Source organism: Acinetobacter sp. RRD8, assembly GCF_031844225.1.
In the GTDB taxonomy this organism is placed as follows: domain Bacteria; phylum Pseudomonadota; class Gammaproteobacteria; order Pseudomonadales; family Moraxellaceae; genus Acinetobacter.
The window spans coordinates 227,157-252,307 of the sequence record NZ_JAUZUU010000002.1 but is presented as its reverse complement, the minus strand read 5'-3'; the positions used below and the strand labels follow the sequence as shown (position 1 = coordinate 252,307).

The 25,151-nt window shown below is 41.0% G+C and carries 22 protein-coding genes and 1 pseudogene; 18 read left to right on the top strand and 5 right to left on the bottom strand.

Going from position 1 to position 25,151, the window contains the following annotated elements; genetic code table 11:
• Positions 1-3 precede the first annotated feature (3 nt).
• The 6 genes and pseudogenes from Q9R24_RS03995 (at position 4) to Q9R24_RS03970 (ending at position 5,345) form a co-directional block, all read left to right on the top strand.
• Positions 4-1,388 (top strand): annotated as a pseudogene (locus tag Q9R24_RS03995) (ethanolamine ammonia-lyase subunit EutB).
• A 9-nt stretch (positions 1,389-1,397) separates the two neighbouring features.
• On the top strand, positions 1,398-2,213 hold the full coding sequence (gene eutC, locus Q9R24_RS03990) for an ethanolamine ammonia-lyase subunit EutC (protein WP_005247876.1): 816 nt from the start codon (positions 1,398-1,400) through the stop codon (positions 2,211-2,213).
• 138 nt (positions 2,214-2,351) lie between these two features.
• Complete coding sequence (locus tag Q9R24_RS03985; RefSeq protein ID WP_005106219.1) at positions 2,352-2,684, top strand: hypothetical protein; 333 nt, start codon at positions 2,352-2,354, stop codon at positions 2,682-2,684.
• Between the two features lie 201 nt (positions 2,685-2,885).
• Positions 2,886-4,832, top strand: a complete 1,947-nt coding sequence (locus Q9R24_RS03980) for a mechanosensitive ion channel (RefSeq protein WP_004732045.1) — start codon at positions 2,886-2,888, stop codon at positions 4,830-4,832.
• A 68-nt stretch (positions 4,833-4,900) separates the two neighbouring features.
• Positions 4,901-5,068, top strand: a complete 168-nt coding sequence (locus Q9R24_RS03975) for a hypothetical protein (protein WP_004732043.1) — start codon at positions 4,901-4,903, stop codon at positions 5,066-5,068.
• Between the two features lie 154 nt (positions 5,069-5,222).
• Positions 5,223-5,345, top strand: coding sequence for a hypothetical protein (locus tag Q9R24_RS03970; RefSeq protein WP_311203770.1), 123 nt, complete (start codon positions 5,223-5,225; stop codon positions 5,343-5,345).
• Between the two features lie 29 nt (positions 5,346-5,374).
• Here Q9R24_RS03970 and Q9R24_RS03965 read toward each other — a convergent pair whose 3' ends face one another.
• A complete protein-coding gene (locus tag Q9R24_RS03965) occupies positions 5,375-6,574 on the bottom strand; it encodes an NAD(P)/FAD-dependent oxidoreductase (RefSeq protein WP_311203769.1) in 1,200 nt (399 codons plus the stop codon).
• 187 nt (positions 6,575-6,761) lie between these two features.
• On the opposite strand from Q9R24_RS03965, the gene Q9R24_RS03960 reads away from it, so the two are divergent.
• Positions 6,762-7,085, top strand: a complete 324-nt coding sequence (locus Q9R24_RS03960) for a DUF4870 domain-containing protein (protein ID WP_004280743.1) — start codon at positions 6,762-6,764, stop codon at positions 7,083-7,085.
• Here Q9R24_RS03960 and Q9R24_RS03955 read toward each other — a convergent pair.
• Positions 7,082-7,963 carry a pyridoxal-phosphate dependent enzyme gene (locus Q9R24_RS03955; RefSeq protein ID WP_311203768.1) on the bottom strand — a complete coding sequence of 294 codons (882 nt, stop codon included), beginning with the start codon at positions 7,961-7,963 and terminating at the stop codon, positions 7,082-7,084. The genes Q9R24_RS03960 and Q9R24_RS03955 overlap by 4 nt on opposite strands.
• A gap of 180 nt (positions 7,964-8,143) precedes the next feature.
• Here Q9R24_RS03955 and Q9R24_RS03950 point away from each other — a divergent pair, with 180 nt between their 5' ends.
• Positions 8,144-8,326, top strand: a complete 183-nt coding sequence (locus tag Q9R24_RS03950) for an NF038215 family lipoprotein (protein WP_311203767.1) — start codon at positions 8,144-8,146, stop codon at positions 8,324-8,326.
• A 103-nt stretch (positions 8,327-8,429) separates the two neighbouring features.
• On the top strand, positions 8,430-9,053 hold the full coding sequence (locus tag Q9R24_RS03945; RefSeq protein ID WP_004280739.1) for a LysE family translocator: 624 nt from the start codon (positions 8,430-8,432) through the stop codon (positions 9,051-9,053).
• Between the two features lie 69 nt (positions 9,054-9,122).
• Here Q9R24_RS03945 and Q9R24_RS03940 read toward each other — a convergent pair whose 3' ends face one another.
• On the bottom strand, positions 9,123-10,310 hold the full coding sequence (locus tag Q9R24_RS03940) for an ammonium transporter (protein ID WP_311203766.1): 1,188 nt from the start codon (positions 10,308-10,310) through the stop codon (positions 9,123-9,125).
• Positions 10,311-10,758: 448 nt separating this feature from the next.
• A complete protein-coding gene (locus tag Q9R24_RS03935) occupies positions 10,759-11,739 on the bottom strand; it encodes an MBL fold metallo-hydrolase (protein WP_311203765.1) in 981 nt (326 codons plus the stop codon).
• Between the two features lie 268 nt (positions 11,740-12,007).
• Here Q9R24_RS03935 and Q9R24_RS03930 point away from each other — a divergent pair, with 268 nt between their 5' ends.
• Positions 12,008-12,124, top strand: a complete 117-nt coding sequence (locus Q9R24_RS03930) for a hypothetical protein (RefSeq protein WP_086044934.1) — start codon at positions 12,008-12,010, stop codon at positions 12,122-12,124.
• Between the two features lie 90 nt (positions 12,125-12,214).
• Entirely contained in the window at positions 12,215-13,279 is a 1,065-nt protein-coding gene (locus tag Q9R24_RS03925; RefSeq protein ID WP_180037056.1) for a hypothetical protein, read from the top strand.
• 310 nt (positions 13,280-13,589) lie between these two features.
• Here Q9R24_RS03925 and metG read toward each other — a convergent pair whose 3' ends face one another.
• Complete coding sequence (metG, locus tag Q9R24_RS03920) at positions 13,590-15,650, bottom strand: methionine--tRNA ligase (protein WP_311203764.1); 2,061 nt, start codon at positions 15,648-15,650, stop codon at positions 13,590-13,592.
• A 313-nt stretch (positions 15,651-15,963) separates the two neighbouring features.
• Here metG and Q9R24_RS03915 point away from each other — a divergent pair, with 313 nt between their 5' ends.
• The 7 genes from Q9R24_RS03915 (at position 15,964) to Q9R24_RS03885 (ending at position 25,144) form a co-directional block, all read left to right on the top strand.
• On the top strand, positions 15,964-16,761 hold the full coding sequence (locus tag Q9R24_RS03915) for a hypothetical protein (protein WP_004280731.1): 798 nt from the start codon (positions 15,964-15,966) through the stop codon (positions 16,759-16,761).
• A 275-nt stretch (positions 16,762-17,036) separates the two neighbouring features.
• Positions 17,037-18,296, top strand: a complete 1,260-nt coding sequence (apbC, locus tag Q9R24_RS03910; RefSeq protein ID WP_311203763.1) for an iron-sulfur cluster carrier protein ApbC — start codon at positions 17,037-17,039, stop codon at positions 18,294-18,296.
• A gap of 257 nt (positions 18,297-18,553) precedes the next feature.
• Positions 18,554-19,147 (top strand): LysE family translocator, encoded by a 594-nt coding sequence (locus Q9R24_RS03905; protein ID WP_004732019.1) that lies wholly within the window; start codon positions 18,554-18,556, stop codon positions 19,145-19,147.
• A 123-nt stretch (positions 19,148-19,270) separates the two neighbouring features.
• Complete coding sequence (gene dcd, locus Q9R24_RS03900) at positions 19,271-19,840, top strand: dCTP deaminase (RefSeq protein ID WP_004280726.1); 570 nt, start codon at positions 19,271-19,273, stop codon at positions 19,838-19,840.
• A 234-nt stretch (positions 19,841-20,074) separates the two neighbouring features.
• Positions 20,075-22,090, top strand: a complete 2,016-nt coding sequence (locus tag Q9R24_RS03895; RefSeq protein ID WP_311203762.1) for a hypothetical protein — start codon at positions 20,075-20,077, stop codon at positions 22,088-22,090.
• A gap of 12 nt (positions 22,091-22,102) precedes the next feature.
• Complete coding sequence (locus Q9R24_RS03890; protein WP_311203761.1) at positions 22,103-22,825, top strand: hypothetical protein; 723 nt, start codon at positions 22,103-22,105, stop codon at positions 22,823-22,825.
• 33 nt (positions 22,826-22,858) lie between these two features.
• Positions 22,859-25,144, top strand: a complete 2,286-nt coding sequence (locus tag Q9R24_RS03885) for a hypothetical protein (protein WP_311203760.1) — start codon at positions 22,859-22,861, stop codon at positions 25,142-25,144.
• Positions 25,145-25,151: the final 7 nt, after the last annotated feature.

Sequence of the window (25,151 nt, the reverse complement as noted above, 5' to 3'; positions counted from 1 at the left end):
CTTATGCTGTATCAGATCAATGTGGCCAGTCAGCATTATGTCTTTGAGGATTTAAAAACCTTATTGGCCAAGGCTACCCCTGAACGTTCTGGTGATCAGCTGGCAGGGATTGCGGCCGTGGATGCAACCGAGCGTATCGCTGCACAAATGTGTCTGGCAGAGGTACCGTTACAGCAGTTTTTGCAAGAAGCAGTGGTTCCTTATGAAGAGGATGAAATCACCCGCCTGATTCTGGATGAACATGATGCTGATGCCTTTTATCCGATCTCGCATTTTACTGTCGGAGATTTCCGTAACTGGCTGCTGAGTGCAGATGCCACCACAGAAAAACTTGCTGCTTTAAAAATGGGCCTGATTCCAGAAATGGTGGCGGCAGTGAGCAAGATTATGCGTAATCAGGATCTGATTCTGGTGGCAAAAAAAGTCGTGTAGTTACGCGGTTTAGAAATACCATTGGTCTGGAAGGGCATCTTTCCACCCGCTTGCAGCCGAACCATCCGACTGATGATCTGATGGGAATTTCAGCTTCGATTCTGGATGGGCTGATGTACGGCAATGGTGATGCAGTCATCGGAATCAACCCAGCTACAGATAATCTGCAGAATTTGACTGAGCTGCTCAAACTACTCGATCACGTTATTCAGGAATATGATATTCCGACTCAATCTTGTGTTTTGACCCATATCACTTCCGGCATTCAGCTCGCCAATAAAAATGTTCCGATTGATTTAATGTTTCAGTCTATTGCGGGAACCGAAAAAGCCAATACCGGTTTCGGCATCAATCTGGCGCTGTTACAGGAAGGTTATGAAGCCGCTCTAAGCCTGCAACGCGGCACCGTGGGCCAAAATGTCATGCATTTTGAAACCGGACAGAGCAGTGCCTTGTCTAGCAATGGCCATCATGGCGTGGACCAGCAGACCGTGGAAGCGCGTGCCTACGCTGTAGCGCGTAAGTTTAATCCCTTGCTGGTCAATACTGTAGTCGGCTTTATCGGGCCGGAATATCTATATAACGGCAAGCAGATTATCCGGGCCGGGCTGGAAGATCATTTCTGTGGCAAGCTGCTCGGTGTGCCAATGGGTTGCGATATCTGCTATACCAATCATGCCGATGCCGATCAGGATGATATGGATGTACTGTTGACCTTACTCGCCAATGCCGGACTGCATTTTATCATGGGTATTCCCGGTTCAGATGATGTGATGCTGAATTATCAGACGACCTCCTTTCATGATGCGCTCTACATCCGGCAATTACTGGGATTAAAATCAGCTCCTGAATTTGACCACTGGCTACAACAGCAAGGCATTTTGGCACAACAGTCCAATCAGCTGCATTGGCCGACCGAGCTACCGAAGCAATTTTCACGTCTAATCCTGTCTTGAGGAAGTACTATGAAACTGATTGCCGATGTGAAATTTGAGTCCCAATTACAGGATAATCCTTGGCAGAAGTTAAAAGCTTTTACCGATGCGCGGATTGCCCTGGGCCGAACTGGGGGCAGCTTGCCGACTCGACCAAGTCTGGAATTTCAGTTGGCACATGCGCAAGCTAAAGATGCGGTACTGAAGCCACTTGATGTTGAATTCTTAAAATCTGGCTTAGCTAAAACGGGACTGCCTATTCTGGAAATTGAAAGCCAGGCGGTAGAGAAAGATCTTTATCTTAAACGTCCCGATCTTGGGCGTGTGCTTTCAGAACAGTCCAAAACGATATTGCAGCAATACCGGGCCGAACATCAGCAACATTGGGATGTAGCCATTGTGCTGGGAGATGGACTATCAGCACGTGCCATTGAGGAAAATAGCCTGCATTTTATTCCGGCCTTGCTAGAGGCATGCAAAGAACAAGGCTGGCAGATTGCCCCCTTAGTGATTGCCCGTGGCAGTCGTGTGGCACTGGGTGATGAATTGGCAGAAATTTTACAGGCGAAAATGCTGGTCATGCTAATTGGCGAACGGCCGGGTTTGAGCTCACCCGATAGTATGGGAATTTATTACACTTATAATGCTTTTAAAGGGTGTCATGATGCCTTGCGCAACTGTATTTCCAATGTCCGTTCTGCGGGCTTGGCCTATCCACTAGCTATCCAGCGACTGGTCGCATTGATGCGTAAATCCTGTGAGTTACAGCTTTCAGGGGTGCAGTTGAAAGATGAACACGAAACCCCAGTCGATATGCAACATAGCCCAGCCAAACGGCTATTTTAAAGTAGCATCTAGCAGAGAATTCTGATGGATTAGTGACTTACATCCCGTCACCATCTCACCATGTTTTGTCACAGAAGCCCTATTCACAGCTTGTTATTCTAAAAATCTACTTATGAATAACAAAGAGTGAGGATGGTTATGGTCGATGATTTCAATAAAAAACCACCTTTAAATCATCAGGCAGACGTGACGCAGAAAAAGCGTATCCCTGTTTATATCTTGATTTTGGTCGGTATTTTTTTACTCGCACTACTGTTCTATATGTTTGCTGACATGAATCCAGATGCGAATGATGCTCCTGCAGGACATCCAAATCCGAATGTACAGCCTGCTACCCCAAATAATTCAACTCCAGTCGGTGAGCCTACACAAGGCACCGCCACCATGAATGATGGAACGGAAGCTACAGCAACCGTGGGTGATGGCACAGAAGCAACAGCAACTGCGACTGATGGACAGGCGACTCAATAACTGAAAATACCTGAAAAGCTCTAGTGAACCACTGGGGCTTTTTTGCAATGGATGGTGATGTTTTAAGGTAGTGCCATCTACCTGGCTTGAGCCTGAAAACATCAAATCTAATATGAATCCGGAAAAAGAAGGGGCTGATTGTTTCAGGGAGATGCCCCCGATTTCAGATAAATAGCTTAATAACAAAGAGGGTAGAACAACATGAATGATTATATGAGAAGCCCGCGTGGTGGCTTCGATGCCATGTACTACTGGGATCAGTTCCATCCCATTCTTAGTGCAATTGCCATATTAGTAATTGGCTGGATCATTGCGTTACTGGTCTCGGCAGGTGTTAAAAAGCTCTTGCAGAAACTGGGCACCAATACACATTTAAATACGGCGACAGGTCATCACTCCAATGTGGAGAGCATTATCGCCCGCGTCGTGTTCTGGATTATTCTGATTATTGCCGTGATTGGTGCGCTGAACGTGCTTAATCTTACCAGTGTCAGCGGTCCATTCAGTAATATGATCCAGCAGTTCCTGTTATTTATCCCGCAGTTACTAGGTGCAATTGCAGTCGGATTCATAGGTTGGATTGTGGCCAATCTGGTCAAGATAGGGCTACAAAAACTGCTAGACCGAACGCAACTCGATGAAAAACTCAGTGCTGAAGTTGGTGTCAGTCCGATTAGTAAAAACATCAGTGAAATTGCTTACTGGTTAATTTTATTACTGTTCTTGCCAATCGTGCTGTCTATTTTGGGTCTCAACGGTCTGTTGTTACCAGTTCAAAATATGCTGACCGATGTTGTTAGTTACTTACCAAACATCTTCATTGCTGCAGTCATCATTTTTGTCGGTTATATCCTGGCGAAAATTGTGCGCGGTATTGTTGAAGGACTATTAAACAGTCTGAACGTACAGCAACATGCTGAAAAAGTAGGCATCTTCAAAAACTCGAATGTTTCTCAGGTGATTGGTTCATTTATCTTCGCCGTGGTAATCATTACGGCACTGATCATTGCATTTGAAGCATTAGGTATTGAAGCTATTTCTCAGCCTGCTACAGCCATGCTGTATGAAATCATGAATGCCATTCCAAATATCATCGCTGCTGCGTTAATCCTGATTCTGGCGTATGTGGTGTCTAAACTGGTGGCACGTCTGGTGGTTGAAGTAGTTGCTGGTACAGGTGTTGATGAAATTCCTGCCAAACTGGATATCCAACGCTTTTTAGGCACGACTAAACTTTCAAGTGTAGTCGGTTTCCTGATCGTTTTATTCACCATGTTATTTGCAGTTTCTGAAGCAGCGAACCGTCTGGGCTTTGAACAGATCAGTGGCCTAATTGCAATGTTCATCTACTTTGGTGCCAACATCCTGCTTGGTGCGGTGATTCTGGTAATCGGTTTCTGGCTGGCGAATATTGTTGCGAATATCGTACAACGTGGTGAATATAACAGCTCGCGCTGGTTAGCCAATTTGGTTCGTGTCTTGATCATGGGGCTGGTTGTGGCAATGGGTCTGCGTGCGATGGGTATTGCCGATTCGATTGTTAACCTGGCATTTGGTTTAACTTTGGGGGCTGTAGCAGTGGCATTCGCCTTGGCATTTGGTCTGGGTGGCCGTCAACCTGCGGAACGTGTACTCACGGATTTGATTGATAAAGCCAAACGAGAGGCCAAAGACCCTAACCCAGTCAAAGAAAAAGCTGAGAACAGCATATTTTCTGGATTAGGTGGCAAGACCACAGGTACAAGTGCAACCGACATGTCAGGTACTACAGGTGCGGCGATGGGTATGAGTTCTACAGATAGCTCAATGAGCCAGTCCTCTGGTGGTTCGCAAACTGCTACAGGCACTAGCGATTCTTCAATCACAACTCCAGGAGCAGGAATCATGCCAAATCAGGATTCAGACAAGAATATGCCTATGGGTACGGATTTATCTCATACTACCCCGGCAATCCTTACCACTGCACCGCAGGATGATGAATCATTGGGTATTGATCCGGTCAATCCGGATGCGGATCAAGCCGTACCAGATTCACTAAAAGTCGATCCGACTCATCCGCCAGTCAATAATCCATTTGGTTCAACTGGAGAAAAAGAGCCGAATGTCGATATTGATCGTTCTATTCAGAAAAAAGATGACCTGAAATAACCTGTTATCTTTAAGCAAAATCGACCACGCTCATGTGGTCGATTTTGTTCAGTCATAAGGAAAAATGAATGAATACCAAAAAACCTAACAAAGTTCTGGCTCCTTTAGTCATTGCAGGAATTACGCTTGGCTTTTTTACCGCTGCCTATCGATTTGTTTTTGTGAAGAGCAAACAGGACGAGCAGTCTGAGCGAGAGCTGGATAAGAAAATACCAGAGACAGACGAATTTAACTGAGGAGTCAATCCTGCTCAGTCCAGGAATAGAATTTATTTTTTAAAAAATATAGAATATTCAAGTGAATACTAAAATGATTTTGGTATTTTTCTTGCATTAAAAATATAAAGAAAAGGAGATCAACAATAGGTGGAAAGCACTACAACATAAATTCATGGCATCTTCAGCAGATGACGTACCGCTATGTCTGCGAGAAGCTCAAAAAATGCAGCTGACGATTGACCGTTTAAAAAATACGGCCAATCTCAACCTGTTTAAAACAGACTATCTGGAATGAGTTAAGTAGCAAACCAGATTATCTATTGATTAAATATATTCCGATGCGGCATGTGCCGATGACCATGCCCATTGGAAATTATAGCCGCCCAAATGTCCGGTAACATCCAGCACTTCACCAATAAAATACAAACCTTTCTGCTTTTTACTTTCCATGGTTTTTGAGGATACTTCCGTGGTGTCTACACCACCCAAAGTCACTTCCGCTGTACGGTAGCCTTCTGTTCCTGAAGGTTTCACTTCAAAGCCATGCAGACGTGCCGCAATCTGTTCCAGCTTGTCATCACTGATATTGCCAATGGCAGTTTCAGCGCTTTCAGTCCAGATCAGACTTTGTAATTCAGCCACCACACTTTTCGGTAAATATTCATTCAGTAATGTACGCAGCAAGACTTTGGGCTGACTTCGTTTTTTCGTTTTAAAGAAATCCAGTAAATCTACACTCGGTAAGAAATCGACCTTAAAGCTCTGACCGACATTCCAGTAGTTGGAAAGTTGCAGGGAACTTGGCCCACTCAAACCGCGATGGGTAAACAATAGTGCTTCGGTAAAGCTATTAAGCTCATTCGAGAGAGTTGCTTCTACGGCATTACCGCTTAAGCGCGTGGTGACTTCTTTAAATCCGTCAGAGAAGGTAAATGGAACCAGTCCGGCACGGGTTGGATAGACGTGATGTCCAAACTGTTTTGCAATCTCATAGCCAATGCCTGAACCGCCAAGCGTAGGAATCGATAAACCACCGGATGCCACGACGACAGATTCAACTTCAAAATATCCCAGTGAGGTTGCCACCTGAAAGCCTTGATTATCGACTGGATTGACTGCTTTCACTTCGCAGCTGGTTTTAATATCAACCAGCCCAGTTTTGTCACATTCTGCCAGCAGCATCGACAAGATATCTTTTGCACCATTTAAGGTAAATAGCTGCCCATGTTTGCGCTCTTCATAGGCAATGCCATATTCACATACCAAGCCGATAAAGTCCCAGTTGGTATAACGCGTTAAAGCTGAAATCACAAAATGTGGATTGTGTGAAATGTAATTGCTTGGTTCGACTTCCATATTGGTGAAATTACATTTACCACCGCCCGACATCAGGATTTTTTTGCCAACCTTATTGGCTTTTTCCACCACCACGACTTTACGCCCACGTTGCGCAGCCATATACGCCGTCATTAAACCTGAGGCACCGGCACCTATGACTAGAACATCGTATTGCTTGGAAGACATCACACACTCAAGGGAGAAGAAAAGGGAAGCATTATAGACAATTTTATTTCAGCTTTCTCTATTCCAGAAAAATCAGTCCAGGGATTGCAGATTTGCAGCGGATTTTAAACATAAAATATTTGAAAGCTGCCTAAAACTCATGCATAGTTTTTGTACAAACTAAAAACATAATAACAAGGAAAAGCGAATGGCAAGTGTGGAAGATTTAAAACAATATAATCTGATTACATATATTCTTTATATTTTAGGATTCTTTCTTGGCCTTACCCCATTTATTGCGATTGTGATGAATTATATCAAGCGTGATGAAATGCGTGGCACCTGGCTGGAAAGTCATGTCGACTGGCAAATTAAAACCTTCTGGATCAGTTTGCTGGGTTATATCGTCGGTGGCTTATTGACCGTGATCTTGATTGGCTTCCTGATCGTGTTTCTGGTCTTTATCTGGCATATCTACCGATTGGTTAAAGGGTTAATTGCCTTAAATAACAATCAACCGATTCAAGCTTAGGTTGCTGTAAAACCAAAGGGAATATTACGGCCTTGCAGACCACCACTATGAATGACCAGCAGTTTTGATCCAGCCGGAAAATAATTTTTCTCGATCAGATCAAAAATCCCCATCAGCATTTTAGCCGTGTAGATCTGCTCCAGTGGAATTGAAAATTCGGCTTCAAAATCCCGGATAAACTGTACCAAGGCTGCACTAGTTTTGGCATAGCCACCACAGCAATAATCATCGAGAATGTTCCAGTTGGTTTTATTCATTAGTTGGGCGACTTCATCTTTTAAAAATGAACCTTTCAGTGCGGAAAATCCTAAGATCTGTTGATGCGCGTGACTGGCTTCGATCAATCCGCTGATGGTGCCACCGGTGCCTACTGCACAACAAATCACATCAAATTGCGCATCGCTATCTTTTAATATTTCCTGACACCCTTGAATCGCCAGAGCATTAGTTCCACCTTCAGGAATCACATAATGTTCAGGAAATTGTCGAGCGAGTTCGGCCAAATACTCAGGCTGTTGCTTGCGCCGATATTCATCACGACTGACGAAATGCAACTGCATCCCGAATTCTTGGGCGGTGGCTAATGTTGGATTCAATGGTCGATCAGCCAGTTCTTCACCCCGAATCACTCCAACACTCTTAAAACCAAACTGCTGTGCGGCAAATGCAGTGGCGGCAATATGATTGGAGTAGGCGCCTCCAAAACTCAGAATATGCTGATAACCCTGTCTTTTGGCTTCAAGAAAATTGTATTTCAGTTTAAAAAACTTGTTGCCCGAGATTTGCGGATGCACCAGATCCAGACGACGTATTATTAAAGTAATATCGTGAAAACTAATCTGTTGATCTGGAATATTTTGGGCAATGGTTTCAAACATAAAAGTTCGCAAAGTTTATGAAGGAGGCATTATAGCGGAAGTGCTAAAAATCAGAGCTTTTGAATAGGCAATAGCGAGCTGATCGCTGTCGAATTGGTTGTAGATTGTCACAAATATTCTGCTGACTATTTAAGCAATAATGCTAATCTAAACAGAGGAAACCCTGAGGAGGGTAGAATAATGAAAATATTATCCTATGTTGTGTTGGTCGGCATGTTGCTCAGTCTGTCGGGCTGTGATGATGCGTTGAATAAACCTAAAACAGAAACCCGTACCATGATTATTGGTGGCGTACCTGTATATGAGCAGGACTATCAACTGCTAGACAAGCATTTGAGTGCTCAGGATGAGTTGAAACCTTAAGTAATTGCTATAGTTGAAATTCATGACAAATCCAGAAATTTTTACAGCAAATTGTCAGGTTTTTGCTTAAAATAGCCCTTCAATTTTTAAGTCAGGTTATCTCGTGGAATCATTCTGGATTTTAGGTTCGATTGCTTTTGCCCTGATGTTAGGCGCAATGAGTCCCGGGCCAACTTCTATTTATGTGGCAAAAAATTCAATTGCCATTTCACGTAAACATGGTTTATTTACTGCATTGGGTACTGGTCTCGGTGCAGCGATTTTTGGTCTGCTGGCGGTTCTCGGTTTGCAGGCATTTTTACTGGCTGTACCCTCAGCGTACCTGGCCTTAAAAATTTGTGGTGGTTTATATTTACTTTGGCTGGCGTTTAAAATCATTAAACATGCCAAAGATCCGATCGAAGCGGATACAACCATTAGCAAACAGATGTCTTTACGCCGTGCTTTTACCACTGGTTTAATCACACAGTTGTCCAATCCCAAAATTGCGATTGTGCTGGCCAGTATTTTTACCGCGTTATTGCCCAAAGAAATTCCAACGTATTTTTATTTTGTTTTGCCTGTCTTATGTTTCTTTATTGATGCAGGCTGGTGTTCACTAGTCGCAGTTGCATTATCTGCGGAAAAGCCACGTCGTGTTTATTTGAAGTTTAAGGCTTTGTTTGACCGCGCAGCAGGCGCAGTTATGACGGTACTTGGCTTAAAATTAATTTTTGGTATGAAGTAATTACTTCATCTAGATGCTCTGCTTATAAATAAAAAAAGCCCCTAGTCGTAGAGGCTTTTTTTATGTCTATTAAAAAGTATTTTCTTCCGAATTAGCAGAAATACGATGAATCGACAAGTCTGCACCATTGAACTCTTCTTCCTCAGTCAGGCGAATACCCATCAAAACCTTAAGCAGGCCATACACCAAAAAACCACCCGCCAAAGCAATGACAATCGCCAGCACTGTACCTATGAGTTGTGAAATTAAAGACACTCCTCCCATTCCTCCAAGCCATTGCTGACCGAAGATACCCACAGCTAATCCGCCAAAAGCACCACAAACGCCATGCAAAGGCCAAACCCCCAATACATCATCCACTTTGAGTTTATTTTGGGTATAGGTAAAGAGTTTCACAAAAATAATGCCGGCGCTGATCCCGATAAAAAAAGCACCCAAGGGATGAACGACGTCTGATCCTGCACAAATCGCCACCAGACCTGCTAAGGGACCATTATGCAGGAAGCCCGGGTCATCTTTCCCCGCAACTTTGGCTGCTATTGTTCCACCGACCATGGCCATCAAAGAGTTAATAGCGACCAGTCCAGAAATGGCATCCAGCCGCTGCGCGCTCATGACATTGAAGCCGAACCATCCCACAATCAGAATCCATGAACCCAAAGCCAAAAAAGGAATTGATGAAGGAGGATGCGCGGTGATCCGGCCATCATTTTTGTAACGGCCATGACGCGCACCAAGTAGGATTATTGCGGCAAGTGCCATCCAGCCGCCCATTGCATGAACGACAACTGAGCCGGCAAAATCATGAAAACTTGCACCAAATGCATGGGTCAGCCAATCCTGAAAACCAAGGTTGCCATTCCAGATCATACCCTCAAAAAACGGATAGATCAGCGCAACCAGAAATAATGTCGCTAAAGCCTGTGAACGCATTTTGGCACGCTCTGCAATCCCTCCAGAGATAATCGCTGGAATTGCTGCAGCAAAAGTCAACAGGAAAAAACAGCGCATCAGATTGTAGCCATGATCGGCAGACAAGGTTGCAGCATCATGGAAAAAGTGCTGACCGTAGGCAAGATAGTAGCCCACTAAAAAATAGGCGATGGCGGAGATGGCAAAGTCGGTTAGAATTTTACTTAGGGCATTGACCTGGTTTTTATGTCGAACTGTTCCAAGCTCTAAAAAAGCAAATCCAGCATGCATGGCAAGCACTAGAACTGCACCGAGAAGAAGAAATAATAAGTCTATATTTTGCATGGTGCGTTCCAATTTAGTGCGCGGGATCACAAAAGAAAATCAGTATATAGAGGCAAATTGATTGTAGAAGAGGGCTAAGCAAGGGAAATTTTGATGAAGAATTTCTTGAAATTGATAAGACTCGATATAAAGCACGTTACTATTTTTTTGCACCAAACTAAGACATGGCGAGAGTTCATAAAATTCAGATTTATATTATATTTTTAGGTGTTTATATTTATCGTAAGAAAAACGGTGCTAAAAAAGCATGCTAAAGGTGCACGTAAAAATTGAAAGATTTTTAAGAAAAAATTTAAAAATAAACGAAACTATTGCTTTTAAATTTCAAAGCGTCATTCAAGTTTTAAATTTACCAAGTCATAGGGAATCTGGCTGAAGGATATTTAAAATAAATGAAACCCTAAAAAATTAGGGTTTCATGCTTAGATAAAATTATTGAAGTATTCAATTAATCTTTAAAATGTACCGGAATCCATTGATAGCTTTTATTGTCTTTAGAATAAATATGTCCAATCCCCGGAAATGGCAAATGTGGTGCTGCTACCGTCTGACCATTTTTCGCATATTCAGCAAAATATTTTAAGCGGGTTTCGATCGCCTTTTTCGGATCGACATCAAAGTCAACGCCGGTCTGTGGGCGATCAAACTGCAGCGTATGTGAGTGCACAATATCTCCAATAAACACCATCTGCTGACCTTTAGATTTTAAGCTAAAACCAAAATGCCCCGGTGTATGTCCAGCCGAACTGATAACATCGAAAGCATGGATTTTATCGCCGGTTTTAAAGGTTTTGAGCTGATTCTTGGCCTGATAGGGTGCAATGGCTTTCTTGATTTTATCGACTGTGCCCAAAAAACCTGCCTGCTTGGCTTTTGGTAATTTTTCTACCGTTGTGGGATTTATCCAGAAATCCAGTTCAGCTTGAGACACATAAATGTTGGCATTGGGAAAATTGGCAACACTATTATTACTTATACCGCATACATGGTCTGGATGTAAATGCGTGAGCAGGATGGCATTGATCTGTTCAGGTTTATGCCCTGAAGCCTTTAAATTGGAATACACTGAACCTAGGTGTGGACCATTACAGCTTGAAGTCCCGCTATCGACCAGAACCATTTCCTTGGCTGTATTGACCAGAAAGGCATTCACGGAGGTTTGGATGCCTTTAGCTTGATCGACGTAGTATTTTTTCAATATCTGGTCGGCTTGAGCTGCTGGAATATCTTTAAATAAGGCTTTGGACAGATAATTGGTGCCATCTAGCAGGGCAGTAATTTGGTAATCCCCGAAGTTATGTTGATAATAACCGGGAACCTGTTTTTGTTGTTGGGTGCTAGAAACGGATTGTGCATGTGTTTGAGAGATACCCGCCATTGAACCTAAAACAAGCAATGACACGATGAGAGAAGAAGTGAAGTATTTCATAGCTATTCTTATGTAATTAAAGTCAATTCTATGTATTAGCACGGATGCCAGCAAAAAAGAATATGAATATATTTACCATTTTTTAAAATGGAAGTGCTGATTTGTCATCTGTACTAAAAAATCAGTCTGAATCTGTATATTGATTTTTTGAAAGTAAAGAATTTATTTTTAATGAAAATATTATTATAAATAAAATGCTTAGATACATTTCACTTTTTATGAAAAGCTCGTTAACATGGGGTATTACGAACAAGCTTTGGGTGTCGCGATGAGTTTTTGGAAAAGAAAAAACAATGCCAGCTTTGTATTTTTCATTATTACCTTATATTCACTACTTGGTTTTGGACTGGGCTATGTGATTTGGGAATTTGTGTTGCAAGGCTAAGTGACCCAGTAATAAAAAGCCTCTAGAGATAGAGGCTTTTTTGATGGATTATTTCGAAGAAAATAGATAATTACTTAATGAGAGCATTGTATGAGCGAACCAGAGTACTCAGGAAAACCTTTAGCTTATTTAGATCAAAATATTCTAGACTTATTTAGTGAATATAAAGAAAAGCCAATACTTAGTAGAGATTCAGATTTTTTTAGATATTTAAAAGAAGAAGTACAAGCTGTTTATTCACCCATTACTTTAGAAGAAATTTACAGATCAGTAATAAAGGGGAAAAGCAGTAAATATTGTGTTGAGTTTTTAGATATCTTAAGGGAGTTAAATGCACACTATATCGCCTTAACTACTGATGAGCATGGGACTTTAACAAATACTATTTTTAGATCCTGGGATGATCCACTAGTTCATTTTAATAATTACATTGAAAATAATTTTTTAAACAAAATGATTAATCCATCAACTAAGAATTTATTTGCTTTATATGGTGGTGTAAAGGATTTTAAAACTTTTGAATACGAACAAATTGAAGCTTTTGATAATTTATTACTATTTTTAGAAAAATCTTTAAGTGATCTTAAAAACAGTACATACAAAGATGACTATCTTTTATCAGAAATAGAAAAATTTAAAGTTAAAATTCCTAACCTAATGAATCAGCGAGATGAATATAAATTATATATTCAGAGATCGGTAAGGCATTTAGAAGAGTCTAATAAAGAAAAATCACCTCATAAATTTTTACGAGAATCATTGAATATCAATCATGATAACTTACAAAAAATTAAATTACCAAATGCTTTAAATCAAATATGGAAATTACTTCAAGAAAACAATCCTGAATTGGAAAATAATGAGTTAGATGACTTCTTTCAATTGAAAAATTTAATTGGTTCAGGGCAGGAATACTATATTTTTCAAAAAGTAAATCAAATTTATACTATATTAAATCTGATCGGTTATTATCAAGATGAAGGATTACATAAAGAAAAGCGTTTTATTGCATCATTCAGTGACATGTCACATGCATCTTATGGTTGTTTTTGTGAATATCTAATCACTCGTGATGAAGCCTTTGCACAAAAAACTAATGTTGCATATGAGTATTTAAATATTGCAACTCAAGTTTTTTGGCTCAAATTAAAATGATTTCAAACTAAAAATAGTGTTAAGCCAATACTTTATTTAAAAATCTGGTCTGTTCGATGTAATAAAAAAGTTGACTTAGTGATGGTATTAATTTAGTTGGAGGCGACATGGATGTCGCCGTTCACTTGTGATACATGGAAGTATCATCAAGTTAACAAAAGATTTTTGTTACTTTTGATCTTTCAAAAGTAAGGCAATAGTTTCTGATCTCTCCCTAACCCTCTCCTTTAAAAAAGGAGAGGGAATCTAAAGGCATAAAAAAAGCCCCTACATCAGTAGAGGCTTTTCTTATCATCTAAGATTGAAAATCTTAAGACACTTTATCACCCGGTTTAGCACCAGATTCAGGTGAAATTACCCAAACACCGTCGCCATTACCCGCAGCTAAAACCATTCCGTTTGAAATACCAAAACGCATCTTACGTGGCGCAAGGTTCGCCACCATCACCACCAGTTTGCCTTTTAAGTCTTCAGGTTGGTAGAACTCACGAATACCACTGAACACATTACGTGGCTCAGCTTCACCAACGTTTAAAGTGAGTTGAAGCAATTTGTCAGAACCTTCAACCGTAGCCGCTTCTAAAACTTCAGCAACACGCAGGTCAACTTTCATAAAATCATCAATATTAATGATTTCAGCTTCACCGGCTTTAGGTTCAGGTTTCTTTTCTACCTTCTTCTCTTTTTTCTTTTCAGCTTTAGCTGGTTCAACAGCAGGAGCAGCTAAAGAATCTTTAGATGCATCCACCATGGCAGCAACAGCTTTTGGATCTACACGTTGCATCAACGGTTGGAACAATGCAATTTCATGACCCACTAGAATTGTTTCGCGAGAAGCAAAATCGAAGTTTTCAAGTTGTAAGAAATCTTGAACTTGTTGAGCCAAAGTTGGCAATACAGGCGCTAAATACACTGCCAATTGACGGAACAGGTTGATTCCCACAGAACATACATCATGAACCTGTTGTTCCTGACCTTCTTGCTTAGCAAGTGCCCAAGGCTTTTTCTCGTCGATATACTGGTTGGCTTTGTCTGCCAGCGCCATGATTTCACGAATTGCCGCAGAGAATTCACGTGCTTCATAAGCCTGAGCAATTGAGCTACCTGCATCAATAAAGCTTTGTACCAATTCAGGTTCAGCACATGTCGTGCTTAACTTGTTATCAAATTTAGTGTTAATGAATTTCGCACAACGGCTGGCAATGTTGACTACTTTACCGACTAAGTCTGAATTCACTTTTTGTACAAAGTCATCCAGATTTAAGTCTGAATCTTCAACTTTGTCAGAAAGTTTCGACGCAAAGTAGTAACGTAGATATTCAGGATTTAAATGCTCTAAATAGGTTTCAGCTTTAATAAAGGTGCCGCGAGATTTTGACATCTTTTGGCCATTTACCGTCAAGAAACCATTTACGAATAAGCCTGATGGCGTACGGTAGTTAGCGCCTTCAAGCATTGCCGGCCAGAACAGGGCATGGAAATATACGATGTCTTTGCCAATGAAGTGATAGACTTCATTTTCAGAATCTTTTTTCCAGAAATCGTCAAAATTCAACTCAGGACGTTTGGTCTTGATGTAGTTTTCAAAACTTGACATATAGCCAATTGGCGCATCGACCCACACATAGAAGTATTTGTTTGGTGCATCTGGAATTTCAAAACCGAAGTATGGCGCATCACGTGAGATGTCCCAATCGTTCAAGCCATTTTCAAACCATTCGTCCAGCTTGTTGGCAATCGATACTGGCAGGCGACCTTCATCACGAGTCCATTTTTGCAGGTATTCACCAAAATTTGGCAATTTAAAGAAGTAATGATCAGATGATTTTTCAACTGGTGTTGCGCCACTTAAAGTGGAATGCGGATTCAACAATTCTGTCGCATTATAAGTTGCACCGCAGACTTCACATGAGTCGCCGTACTGATCTTCCGCCTTACATTTCGGACAGGTGCCTTTAATGAAACGGTCTGACAGGAACATGCCTTTTTCAGGATCAAAAAGCTGGGTCACCGGGCGAACTGCAATATTGCCAGCATCACGGTTTTTCACATAGATTTCAGATGCACGGGCACGGTTGGTATCGCTATGTGTAGAATCATAATGATCGAAATGCACACCGAAACCGTCAAAGTCACGGATATGTTCTTTTTGCACATTGGCAATTTGTGCTTCAGGTGAAATGCCATTCGCTTCGGCACGTAGCATGATCGCAGTTCCGTGAGCATCATCCGCACAGACATAAGTCACATCATGACCCATCGCGCGCATGGCACGTACCCAAATATCTGCTTGGATATAGCCAAGTAAGTGACCCATATGAATCGGGCCATTGGCGTAAGGAAGGGCATTGGTGACTAAAATTTTACGCACGGATTCACTCTCTCATTCGTATTCATTATGCAATGGGCCATAATTTTACATGATGCCGAGGGGATTACAAAGAAATGCTTTGCTGAAACCCTGCGAATAGATGGACTTGGACAGCCCGAATACAAAAGCCTGCATCATCTTTAGCATAGAGCTTTTCAATACAGATTTGACTCAGCTCATGCTACATCCTGCAAACAATAGCAACAACTTGTACAGGCTTTGTTGCAGTTTGCTTACTTCGCCCGATTCGCGTGATGCTTTGTGCTAAAAAAATGGCTGATTGGTTATATGATATGCCTAAGGAGGGTACCTCATGACTCAGCAGAACCAAAACAATACGTCGAAGCAAAATCAAGATAAAGAACAACATGCACGCGAATTGAATGATCAGCTTGCAAAAGAGCAAAAGCAAAACGAGCTGGATAAACAGCATAATCAGGAACATAAGAACGGGCAAAGTGCCCAGACCCATGCTGATCAGAAGTCTGATACCCAGCATAACGGTAAAGAGGAAAATGCTGAGCAATCAGCGCAAAAAGACAGTTCTCAAGAGAATCAGTCTGATAAAAAAACTGAAAGCTTTAAGATGGATGACTTAAAAGCCAAAGCGATAGCGATTGGTGAAGAGCTATTGCAAAAAGGTGAAAAGCTTCTGAATGAGCTGAAACATGGCAAATCTGACAACCAGCAAAATGCTGAGCAAGGTTCGGATGATGCGAAAAAAGCCAAAGCGGATCATACTTCTCAAGATAAGTCATCTAACAAGTCAGATAAACAAAATGCTAAAGATGGTCAGACCGATCAGCAGGCAGGTATGGCAAATTTAAAAGATGAAGCCATGCATAAGTTTGAAGATACCAGACAGAAAATCACAGACTTATTCAGCGAAGCCTCGGTTAAGTTCGCTGAGCTGAAACAGATGGCAACTGATACGATGAATAAAATGAAAGATAATCAATCGAAGGAAGGTGATTCTGATCAGCAGCAAGATGCCAAAGATACAGATTCAGAAAGCAACTCTCAGTCTAAAAAGGATGAATCGAAACAAGATCAGGATAAAAATACCAAGGATCAACAGGACAAATCTGAAAACAATAAAAATCATAAATAGTCTGTGATCATGGAGCCACTTTAATCACAGAAGGTTAAAGTGGCTTAACACGCTCGAGATAAATAAAAAAAATTTATTACATCAAAATAGTCCATCTCTCTTTTCTTTCATTATTTCTATTCACCAAGATTTCATAAAACATTTCAAAAAACCGAGTAAAATGGTTGGAAATTGAAGATATCTGTTTCATCTTCTCCAATACAGTGCTTAACCTTCGCCTAAAACCCCGTTAAACTAAGCGATTCAGATGTCGATCTACATTTTTGGAGTAACCTATGTCTTGGCTTTCTTCGCTTAAATCGGTTTTTTCGCCTTCCAAGGAGGTGAACGAAGAAGCTGTGCAAAACGTACTGCAAAACTATATCTTGCCAAATTCCAGCAATACCTTGAAAGATCGTATTACGCAGGTCAATGTACAGGGTGAGATTCTGCAAATCACTTTGAATACCTATCCAGAAGAAAAAGCGCAGCTGCAACAGATTCATGATGAACTGGCGGAAGCTTTGCAAAAATGTGGTATTAAAGAACTGAATATGCATGTGATTCAGCAGAAAACTGGACATAAGAAAGAAGGGGGTTGCGGGCATAACCATGCTGAAGGTGAAAACTGTTCAAGCGAGCCTAAAGCGGAAGCAAAACCCAATCTTCCCCCTGTGGTTGATGCGTCGGCACAGCCTGCAAAAACAGAAGAAGCTGATCCAAATAATCCACCTATTCAAAAAGCTGCGCCGCAACAGCGTGATGTTCCAAAACACCCAAGGATTCAAAATGTGATTCTGGTGTCATCTGGTAAAGGTGGCGTAGGTAAATCGACCACGACTGTAAATCTGGCTTTGGCTCTACAGAAATTAGGCCTGCGCGTAGGCGTACTAGATGCCGATATTTACGGCCCAAGTATTCCGACTATGCTCGGCAATGCCGGCAAAACGCCAATGATCGAAGCAGAGCAGTTTGTCCCTATCGAAGCCTATGGGATGGCGGTATTATCAATTGGCCATTTAACTGGAGATCACAATACTCCAGTCGCCTGGCGTGGTCCAAAAGCCACGGGTGCATTAATGCAGTTATTCAATCAGACCCTATGGCCAGACCTTGATGTGCTGATGATTGATATGCCACCTGGCACAGGTGATATCCAGTTAACTCTCGCGCAGCGTATTCCGGTAACGGGCGCAGTAATTGTGACAACGCCACAAAACGTGGCCTTGCTGGATGCGACCAAAGGCATTGAATTGTTTAACCGCGTGCAGATTCCGATCATGGGCGTGATTGAAAACATGTCGACCCATATCTGCTCAAATTGTGGTTTTGAGGAACAGATTTTTGGTACAGGCGGTGGCGATAAACTGTCTGAGCAATATCAAGTCCCATTATTGGGTCGTTTACCTTTGGATGCTAAAATTCGTGAAAATGCCGATGCTGGAACGCCGTCAGTGATCGCGGGAGATGCTGCTGCAGAAAGCTATATGCTGATTGCAGAGAAAATTGCAGCGCAGTTACCTAAAGCAGAGAAAGACCATAGTCGAATTTTTTAATTCTATAGACAATTCAGATATTTAAGCCTTAGCTAAAAGCTAGGGCTTCTTATTTCTTATTTTTAAAATTAGCTCGATTTAAATGATCGAAATTGACTGAAATGACTATCGGGTGTTTATCCTGAAAGCTTATATAAACATTTGAATTAATTAAAATAAATAAATTTAAATTTTAGGTTATATGTTCTCTTACAATTATTTTTTTGCAGCACTGACCGAATTCTTCTATGCTACTCGGATTAGAGCGAGGTCAAACTATGATTTCATGGTTTTTTATTGGTTTAGTGGCAACCATTCTTTTAACACCAGGCCCAACCAATACCTTATTGGCATCTTCAGGCATTCAGGTCGGATTTAAAAAAACATTTCGTTTAATTCCTGCGGAAGCCTTTGGTTATCTGATTGCCATTAGCTTATGGGGCATTCTGATCGGAAAAATTTCCGTTCATCTTCCGCTTTTACCGACCATTCTCAAACTTTTTAGTGCTGGCTATATTCTATTTCTCGCTGTGAAATTATGGCGGACTGCAGAAATAAGCGAAAATCTTGAAAATGTCTCGATTCGCGCACGAGAATTATTTTTGGCAACCTTGCTTAATCCTAAAGCACTTTTATTTGCCTCAGCGATCTTTCCTGTCATTGTCTGGAAAAGCGGCCAACATTATGTGACTCATATGCTGGTTTTCTTGCTTCTGTTGATCCCGATTGCATTCTTCTGGACTTTTCTGGGTTCAATCCTGGCCAGAAAAAACAGTCGCTGGCTCAATCAGAAAAACCTGCAGAAAACGGCTTCGCTGGTATTAATGAGCTTTTCCATTCCTTTAAGCTATTCTGCACTTTTAAGTTTATAAGCTGATCTCAATCAGCAATTTTTTGGCAACTTTAGCTCTAAGCCTTTCACTTATTTTCATTAGTGTCAATTTCAGTTAAAGTACGTCGCAATAACTTGTTCTTAAGATTTTTGGATTATATCAATGGCAATTAAGTCTGATCGTTGGATTCGCGAAATGAGCGAAAAACACGGCATGATTGAACCGTATGCAGAAAACCAGGTACGTTTGGATGAAAATGGTCAAAAGCTGATTTCGTATGGCGTATCCAGCTATGGTTATGACGTGCGTTGTGCACGTGAATTTAAAGTATTCACCAATGTGCATTCTGCAATTGTCGATCCGAAGAACTTTGATGAACGCAGCTTTATTGATATCGAGTCGGATGTTTGTATCATTCCGCCTAACTCGTTTGCTTTGGCGCGTACCATCGAATATTTCCGCATTCCACGTAATGTCTTGACCGTGTGCTTGGGTAAGTCTACTTATGCGCGTTGTGGCATCATTGTCAACGTGACTCCGCTTGAGCCAGAGTGGGAAGGACACGTCACTTTAGAGTTTTCAAATACTACTAATCTTCCTGCGCGTATTTATGCAGGTGAAGGTGTAGCGCAGATGCTGTTTTTTGAATCTGATGAAGTCTGTGAAACCTCGTATAAAGATCGTGGTGGTAAATATCAAGGTCAGACAGGCGTTACTTTGCCGAAGACCTAATTGTTTTAAAATATTGAATGACGGGACTTTATGTCCCGTTTATTTTTTTGAGATTTTCATTCATCGGAAACTGCTATTTTTCGCCTAATTGGCTTTGGCATCTGTATTAAAAATCAGCATAATGGATTCCGCATAACCATAAAAAAGATGCAATGCATTATAAAAAATCAAAGATTGGCGGCTGGGAAGCTGAAGCATAAGGTGCGGAGCATCGAATAAAAAGGAAAGAGTGAGATGACTCAGATAAAAGATATATTTAAATTTCGCAAAAGTTATTTGGCGATGACAATCGGTTTCAGCCTGTTGCCTTCTGCACATGCGATGCAGGAATTATCAGATTCTTCTCTTTCTGACACCACAGGTGAGGGTGTTGCGCTCGTCCTTGATGATTTTAAAATGGTGTTTCAAGGTCCTAAAGATCTTTCTGCAGGTTCCAGTTACGCCAGAGAGATTGCAAATCCGGGGCAGGCGGATACAGGATTTATTCGTATCATTCCGACTGGTGAAAATTACAACCAACTTGGGCAGCGTGTATACGACAAAGTTTATAAATCTACATATGATAATACTTTTCATGTTGAAAGAACGCAGAATTATGCAACTGAGTATCAGCAAGCCTTTGGTACCTTAAAAACTGATTTTTATAATAATAACTATAATACGATTAAGAATACTCATGATACACAAACAAACCGAGACGCATTTAAGCAAGAATTAGTCGATTATTATTATAATACAGACTTTATGAAAGCCTATTATGACCAACGTCGTGATGATTATTATAATGGAGCCGGTAAACCCGCTTTAATTCAATATAGTCTAGTCGATGATGGCACAACAATGTTTGATCACTCACCGGGGAATCTAATTGGTTTAGATAATAAGGCCAAAACAAATACATTGGAAATGATTGACCTTCTTTATGGTAAGGATGCGACGAAATCAATTCCTTCAACTGAATGGAGTACGACTGTTGATAGACAAAATATTATTGGAGCGATTGTAGATGCAAGAATTCTTGCACTAATTAAAGCAGACTACGATAAAAAATTGGAAGCTGCTTTAGCCGGAATAATGAAGGATGCAGATAGTGCTGCTATGGCTGAAATCATTGCTAGAGCAGATCAGGCTGCTAAAACTGAAGCTGCTAAAAGCTCTGTGAGCACTTTAAGAACTAAAGCCGATGTATTTATTTATGGTCTGGCATTATCGAAAAGTGATGGTTCTTTAAGCACACGATACAGTAATCAGGGTTTCAGCTGGGGATCAGCAGATAATCCCTGGTTATTTCGGGCAGGAACTGAAAACGTCAAACAGTTTAAGGACGCTGCTAAAGATGTAGGCTATATTGCTTTGGAGGCCCCATTAAGTCCAATCGCAGGGGTTGAAAGTGATAATAATATCAAGCTGGGCTTCTGGAGTGATATTTTTGCACGTGAGCTTAACTCCTCGAATGCTGTAGATCCTATAACAGGTGGGCCAATATCAGGACTTGATACGGATTACCGATTAAGAACCCAATTTGTTGCCAATGGTCTGAGTTTTAATGGCTCGCAAGTTCGGTTATTTCAAACCTTAGAATCTGACAATAAGAATTACAGCCAAACATTGGGTATGGCGAGTATTGTTCGTCTGAATACCAATGATCGACCAGAAACTCTAAGCAGTAGCGATAGTAATCTTAACAGTAAAGGTATTCGTCTCAGTACCGCAGCAAAAACAGATGCACTTGATGGTAATGTTCCAACCCCGGCCTTGAATGGAAGTGATGCTCCTATATTTCATGATTCTGAGGGTTTATATCTCTATAGTCCAAATATTAACTTGGTGCTTGGTAATATGTACCAGCCTTTCGTTGTCGGTTCAGAAGGCAATAATATTATTTTAGAAGTGACACGTATTCCCAATATTCCTGCTATTTATAATCAAATTTATCAAAATTATGGGGGCGGATTGGGTACAACAGATTTAAAGGGTTCGACCTGTAATGTCTATAGTTGTGGTACACCGATTAAAAATAATGCATCAGATACCACCGCACTTTATCAAGGGCGTAATGCGACTCACAGTAGCATCTCAATAGGGACTACAGAACGTATCTCAGGGACAAATATGCTGCGCGCCAAGGATGGTGTGAATTCAACAGGAATCGTATTTAAAAATACTGATGGTATAAGTAAGAATTTTGGATCTGCTGTCATTGATGGGGTCCTGATTCAGCATCTGAAAATTAGAACAACTGGTCTATAAGGAAGTATAAGAATGTCCAAATTAGTAACACTCTGTGCATTATTATGTACCTCTATGACCAGTTTTGCCGGATTGGAAGCCCTTGATCAGCAAGCATTAACCAATACCGTGGGGCAAGGCGGAGCAGATCTTAACTGGACTTTATCTTTAAACCATATTTATGCGACAGATTTAAGTAAAGATAAAATTTCTCGGCTTGATGGAAGTGGCAACCCGCTCGAAGTATTTTATGTTCTAGATCCCACCGCTTGTGGAGCAACAAAACAATTTTGCCGTCTGGCAATAGTGCCGAATAACCATGTCGATGCCAATGGAAATAAAAAGTGGTTAGTCTTTAAAGGCATTCAAGGCACGATTCAGATTGATAAGTTTTCAATTGATGGTACAACCATCATTAATCATCGTAATGAACCACAAACGGCGATGCAAATTACCTTTTATGATCACCAGCCTTTAAAGATCCGTAATTTAGGCTTTAATACAGTTTCCATTGAAACGGGTACAGGTGCTGGCGCCTTGGAAGGTTATGCCAATACAGGTGTTTATAGTACGTATACAGGGCGTACCTATAATGCCGATGGAACTTATACAACCGCGCCCCAAGATGTTCCTTCGTTTGATCAAGGTGCTGAAAAAGGATTTATGGGGTTGAACATTCATGGAAATCTGCATATGTCAGGCAATTTGAAAATATTTGGTTATAACTGTACAGGTGGGGCACAAAGTCGTTGTTAGTAACAACGTCAAATACAGCATAAGGATATAAAAATGAAAAAAACAACAATAAAGTTGAAATTGCTAACGGTATGCATGTGTCTTATACAACAAGGTTATGCACTTGAAACTATTGAAGAGCAGGAATTGAGTGAAGTCACTGGACAAGATGGTATGGTGATTACTCATGAAATCTCTAAAGCCAGTATTGCTCAAGCCAATTGGTATGATCCAAATCCAACTGCCAATACTAAAATGGGCTTAGGTCTACATAATGTTGAGATTATTGGAAAAGATAATAAACCAATCATTAGTCAACTTGAAATAGATGTAGGTGCCACTTCACAAGGGGCAGGACTTCGGCTAGCTGCAAGTGTTTCACCCTTTCAAGCCACTGCAGATTTAAAATTGGTAAAGATCGCCTGTACGACCAATCCATGTAGTCAATCTGCGAATAGTATTCGGACTACGGGTACTCAATCTAATCAAACTTTGGGTGGATTAGGGATTAGTACCTCTACACCGCTTAGTGTGCTATTACAAACCAGTGCAGGTCTATTTAATAAAGATTCAATTGCCAGTATCGATTTTCAACTTAAAAATGCCACGATTAGTCATAAATTAGGCGAAAATAGTCTGATTTTGAATGACTTTAACTTTAACTTCGCGGGTCAAGGATATATGTACATTGACCCGGATGAAGGCGTGGTACTCACCACACGAAATGGCAGTCAAGATCATTATGTGGATCTAAAGCGTGCTGAAGATATTACTGATATCGCGGCTGGCCGGGTTAATCCGACCAATCCAGGGGTTAATATTGACCTGCGTTATAATACGCCAAATAATGAACGCAAAAATATTATGCGTTTAGGAGCTTCGGGTGCAGTCACTAACGCAAGATTATCCATGAGTGCAGATCAAACCCAGATAGGTACTTTTGATGTTAGTAACAAGGTGAATGGTGTACTAGAACGTCAGGACAAAGCTGCAACAGGTTACAGTGGCCTGGTCGGAGAAGGTGGGTTGAATCTAGGCTTGTCTGCAGATTTTACAGGTACTAATAGTACCGGGCTTCCAGCAACTATGGCACCTACAACACTTGAGATTGGTCATACCGGTAAGGGAAGCCATGCTGTGCAATTCTCCAAGCTCAGACCCTTGACTACACGTAATGCTGCCGGTGCTTTACACGGTAAAAATGCTTATATCGACTTTGGAAATATATATATAAATACTATTACTGCAAAAAGTCTCGATTTCATAATCAATGAAAATATGCAAAAGACTTTAGGTAGTAGTAGCACTGTACTTAAACAGACACTCAGTACCACCACGAATGGAGAGGATTTTGCCTATATCGCCGTACGTGGAATGGATTTTCAGTCCATTGCTGCTAAAGCACGTTTCATATCAGATAACTCTTTGGCGGAAATTGGTGGCGATGGTGGTTCATGGGGAATCGGTATTCCTATTTATAATTTAAATGCCAATGTTGCCTTGTCTGGAACGACTTATGGAACAAACAATAAGCAAGCAATTGCGTATAACATTATGGCATCTACAGAAGGCTATGGAATTGACAAGAAAACCGGTTTACCAAGCACAACCTCGATTATATTGATTGATGGTAAAAATGGCGATCATGGTGAGGCTGTTAACTATTATGCTGGTTTTAGGAATATCGATGCTTTGATCAAGTCGGAAGGGATTATTAGTTATAAAGATGAAGGTATTTATATTCGTGCCGATAAACTGCTGATTGGAGCTAAAGCTGAGCTTGCGATTGGTCAATTACCAGGATCTAAATATAATTGTACCAATGCATCGGTCACTAAATGCGGAAGCTATGTGCCTCATGATAATTTTTCTAAACGTGATGATGTCCTGACTAATATTGCTTTTAAACTTGATGGAAACGGCGAGCTCCTCATCATTCCAGGAGTGGATCCGACCAGCGATTCACCAGATACCAACTTCCTGTCATTTGATGCAAATTTTAAGTTTAGACCCCTTACCGCAGAAGAAACTGCAAACAAAGATAATCTAGGTAGCTATTTTAGTATCGCCAATGAAGATATTGATTCAGCCGGGGTATTAAAAACTTCGTCAATTAACTTTAACCGGATGGAAGGTCATTTGGGTGTCAAAGCAAAAGTTCGTGTTAGTGCAGATACAGTGACTTTGGATAATCAGGTCAAATTCAATTATGAAAATAATATTGCAACACCATTTAAAACCAATTTTGCCATGGCGACCAATGGCAATATGCAAAACATGGCAAGTATTGCACTGACGGGTGGAACCATACGTAGCACGATGGGAATCACACCACGTTAATAAGAAT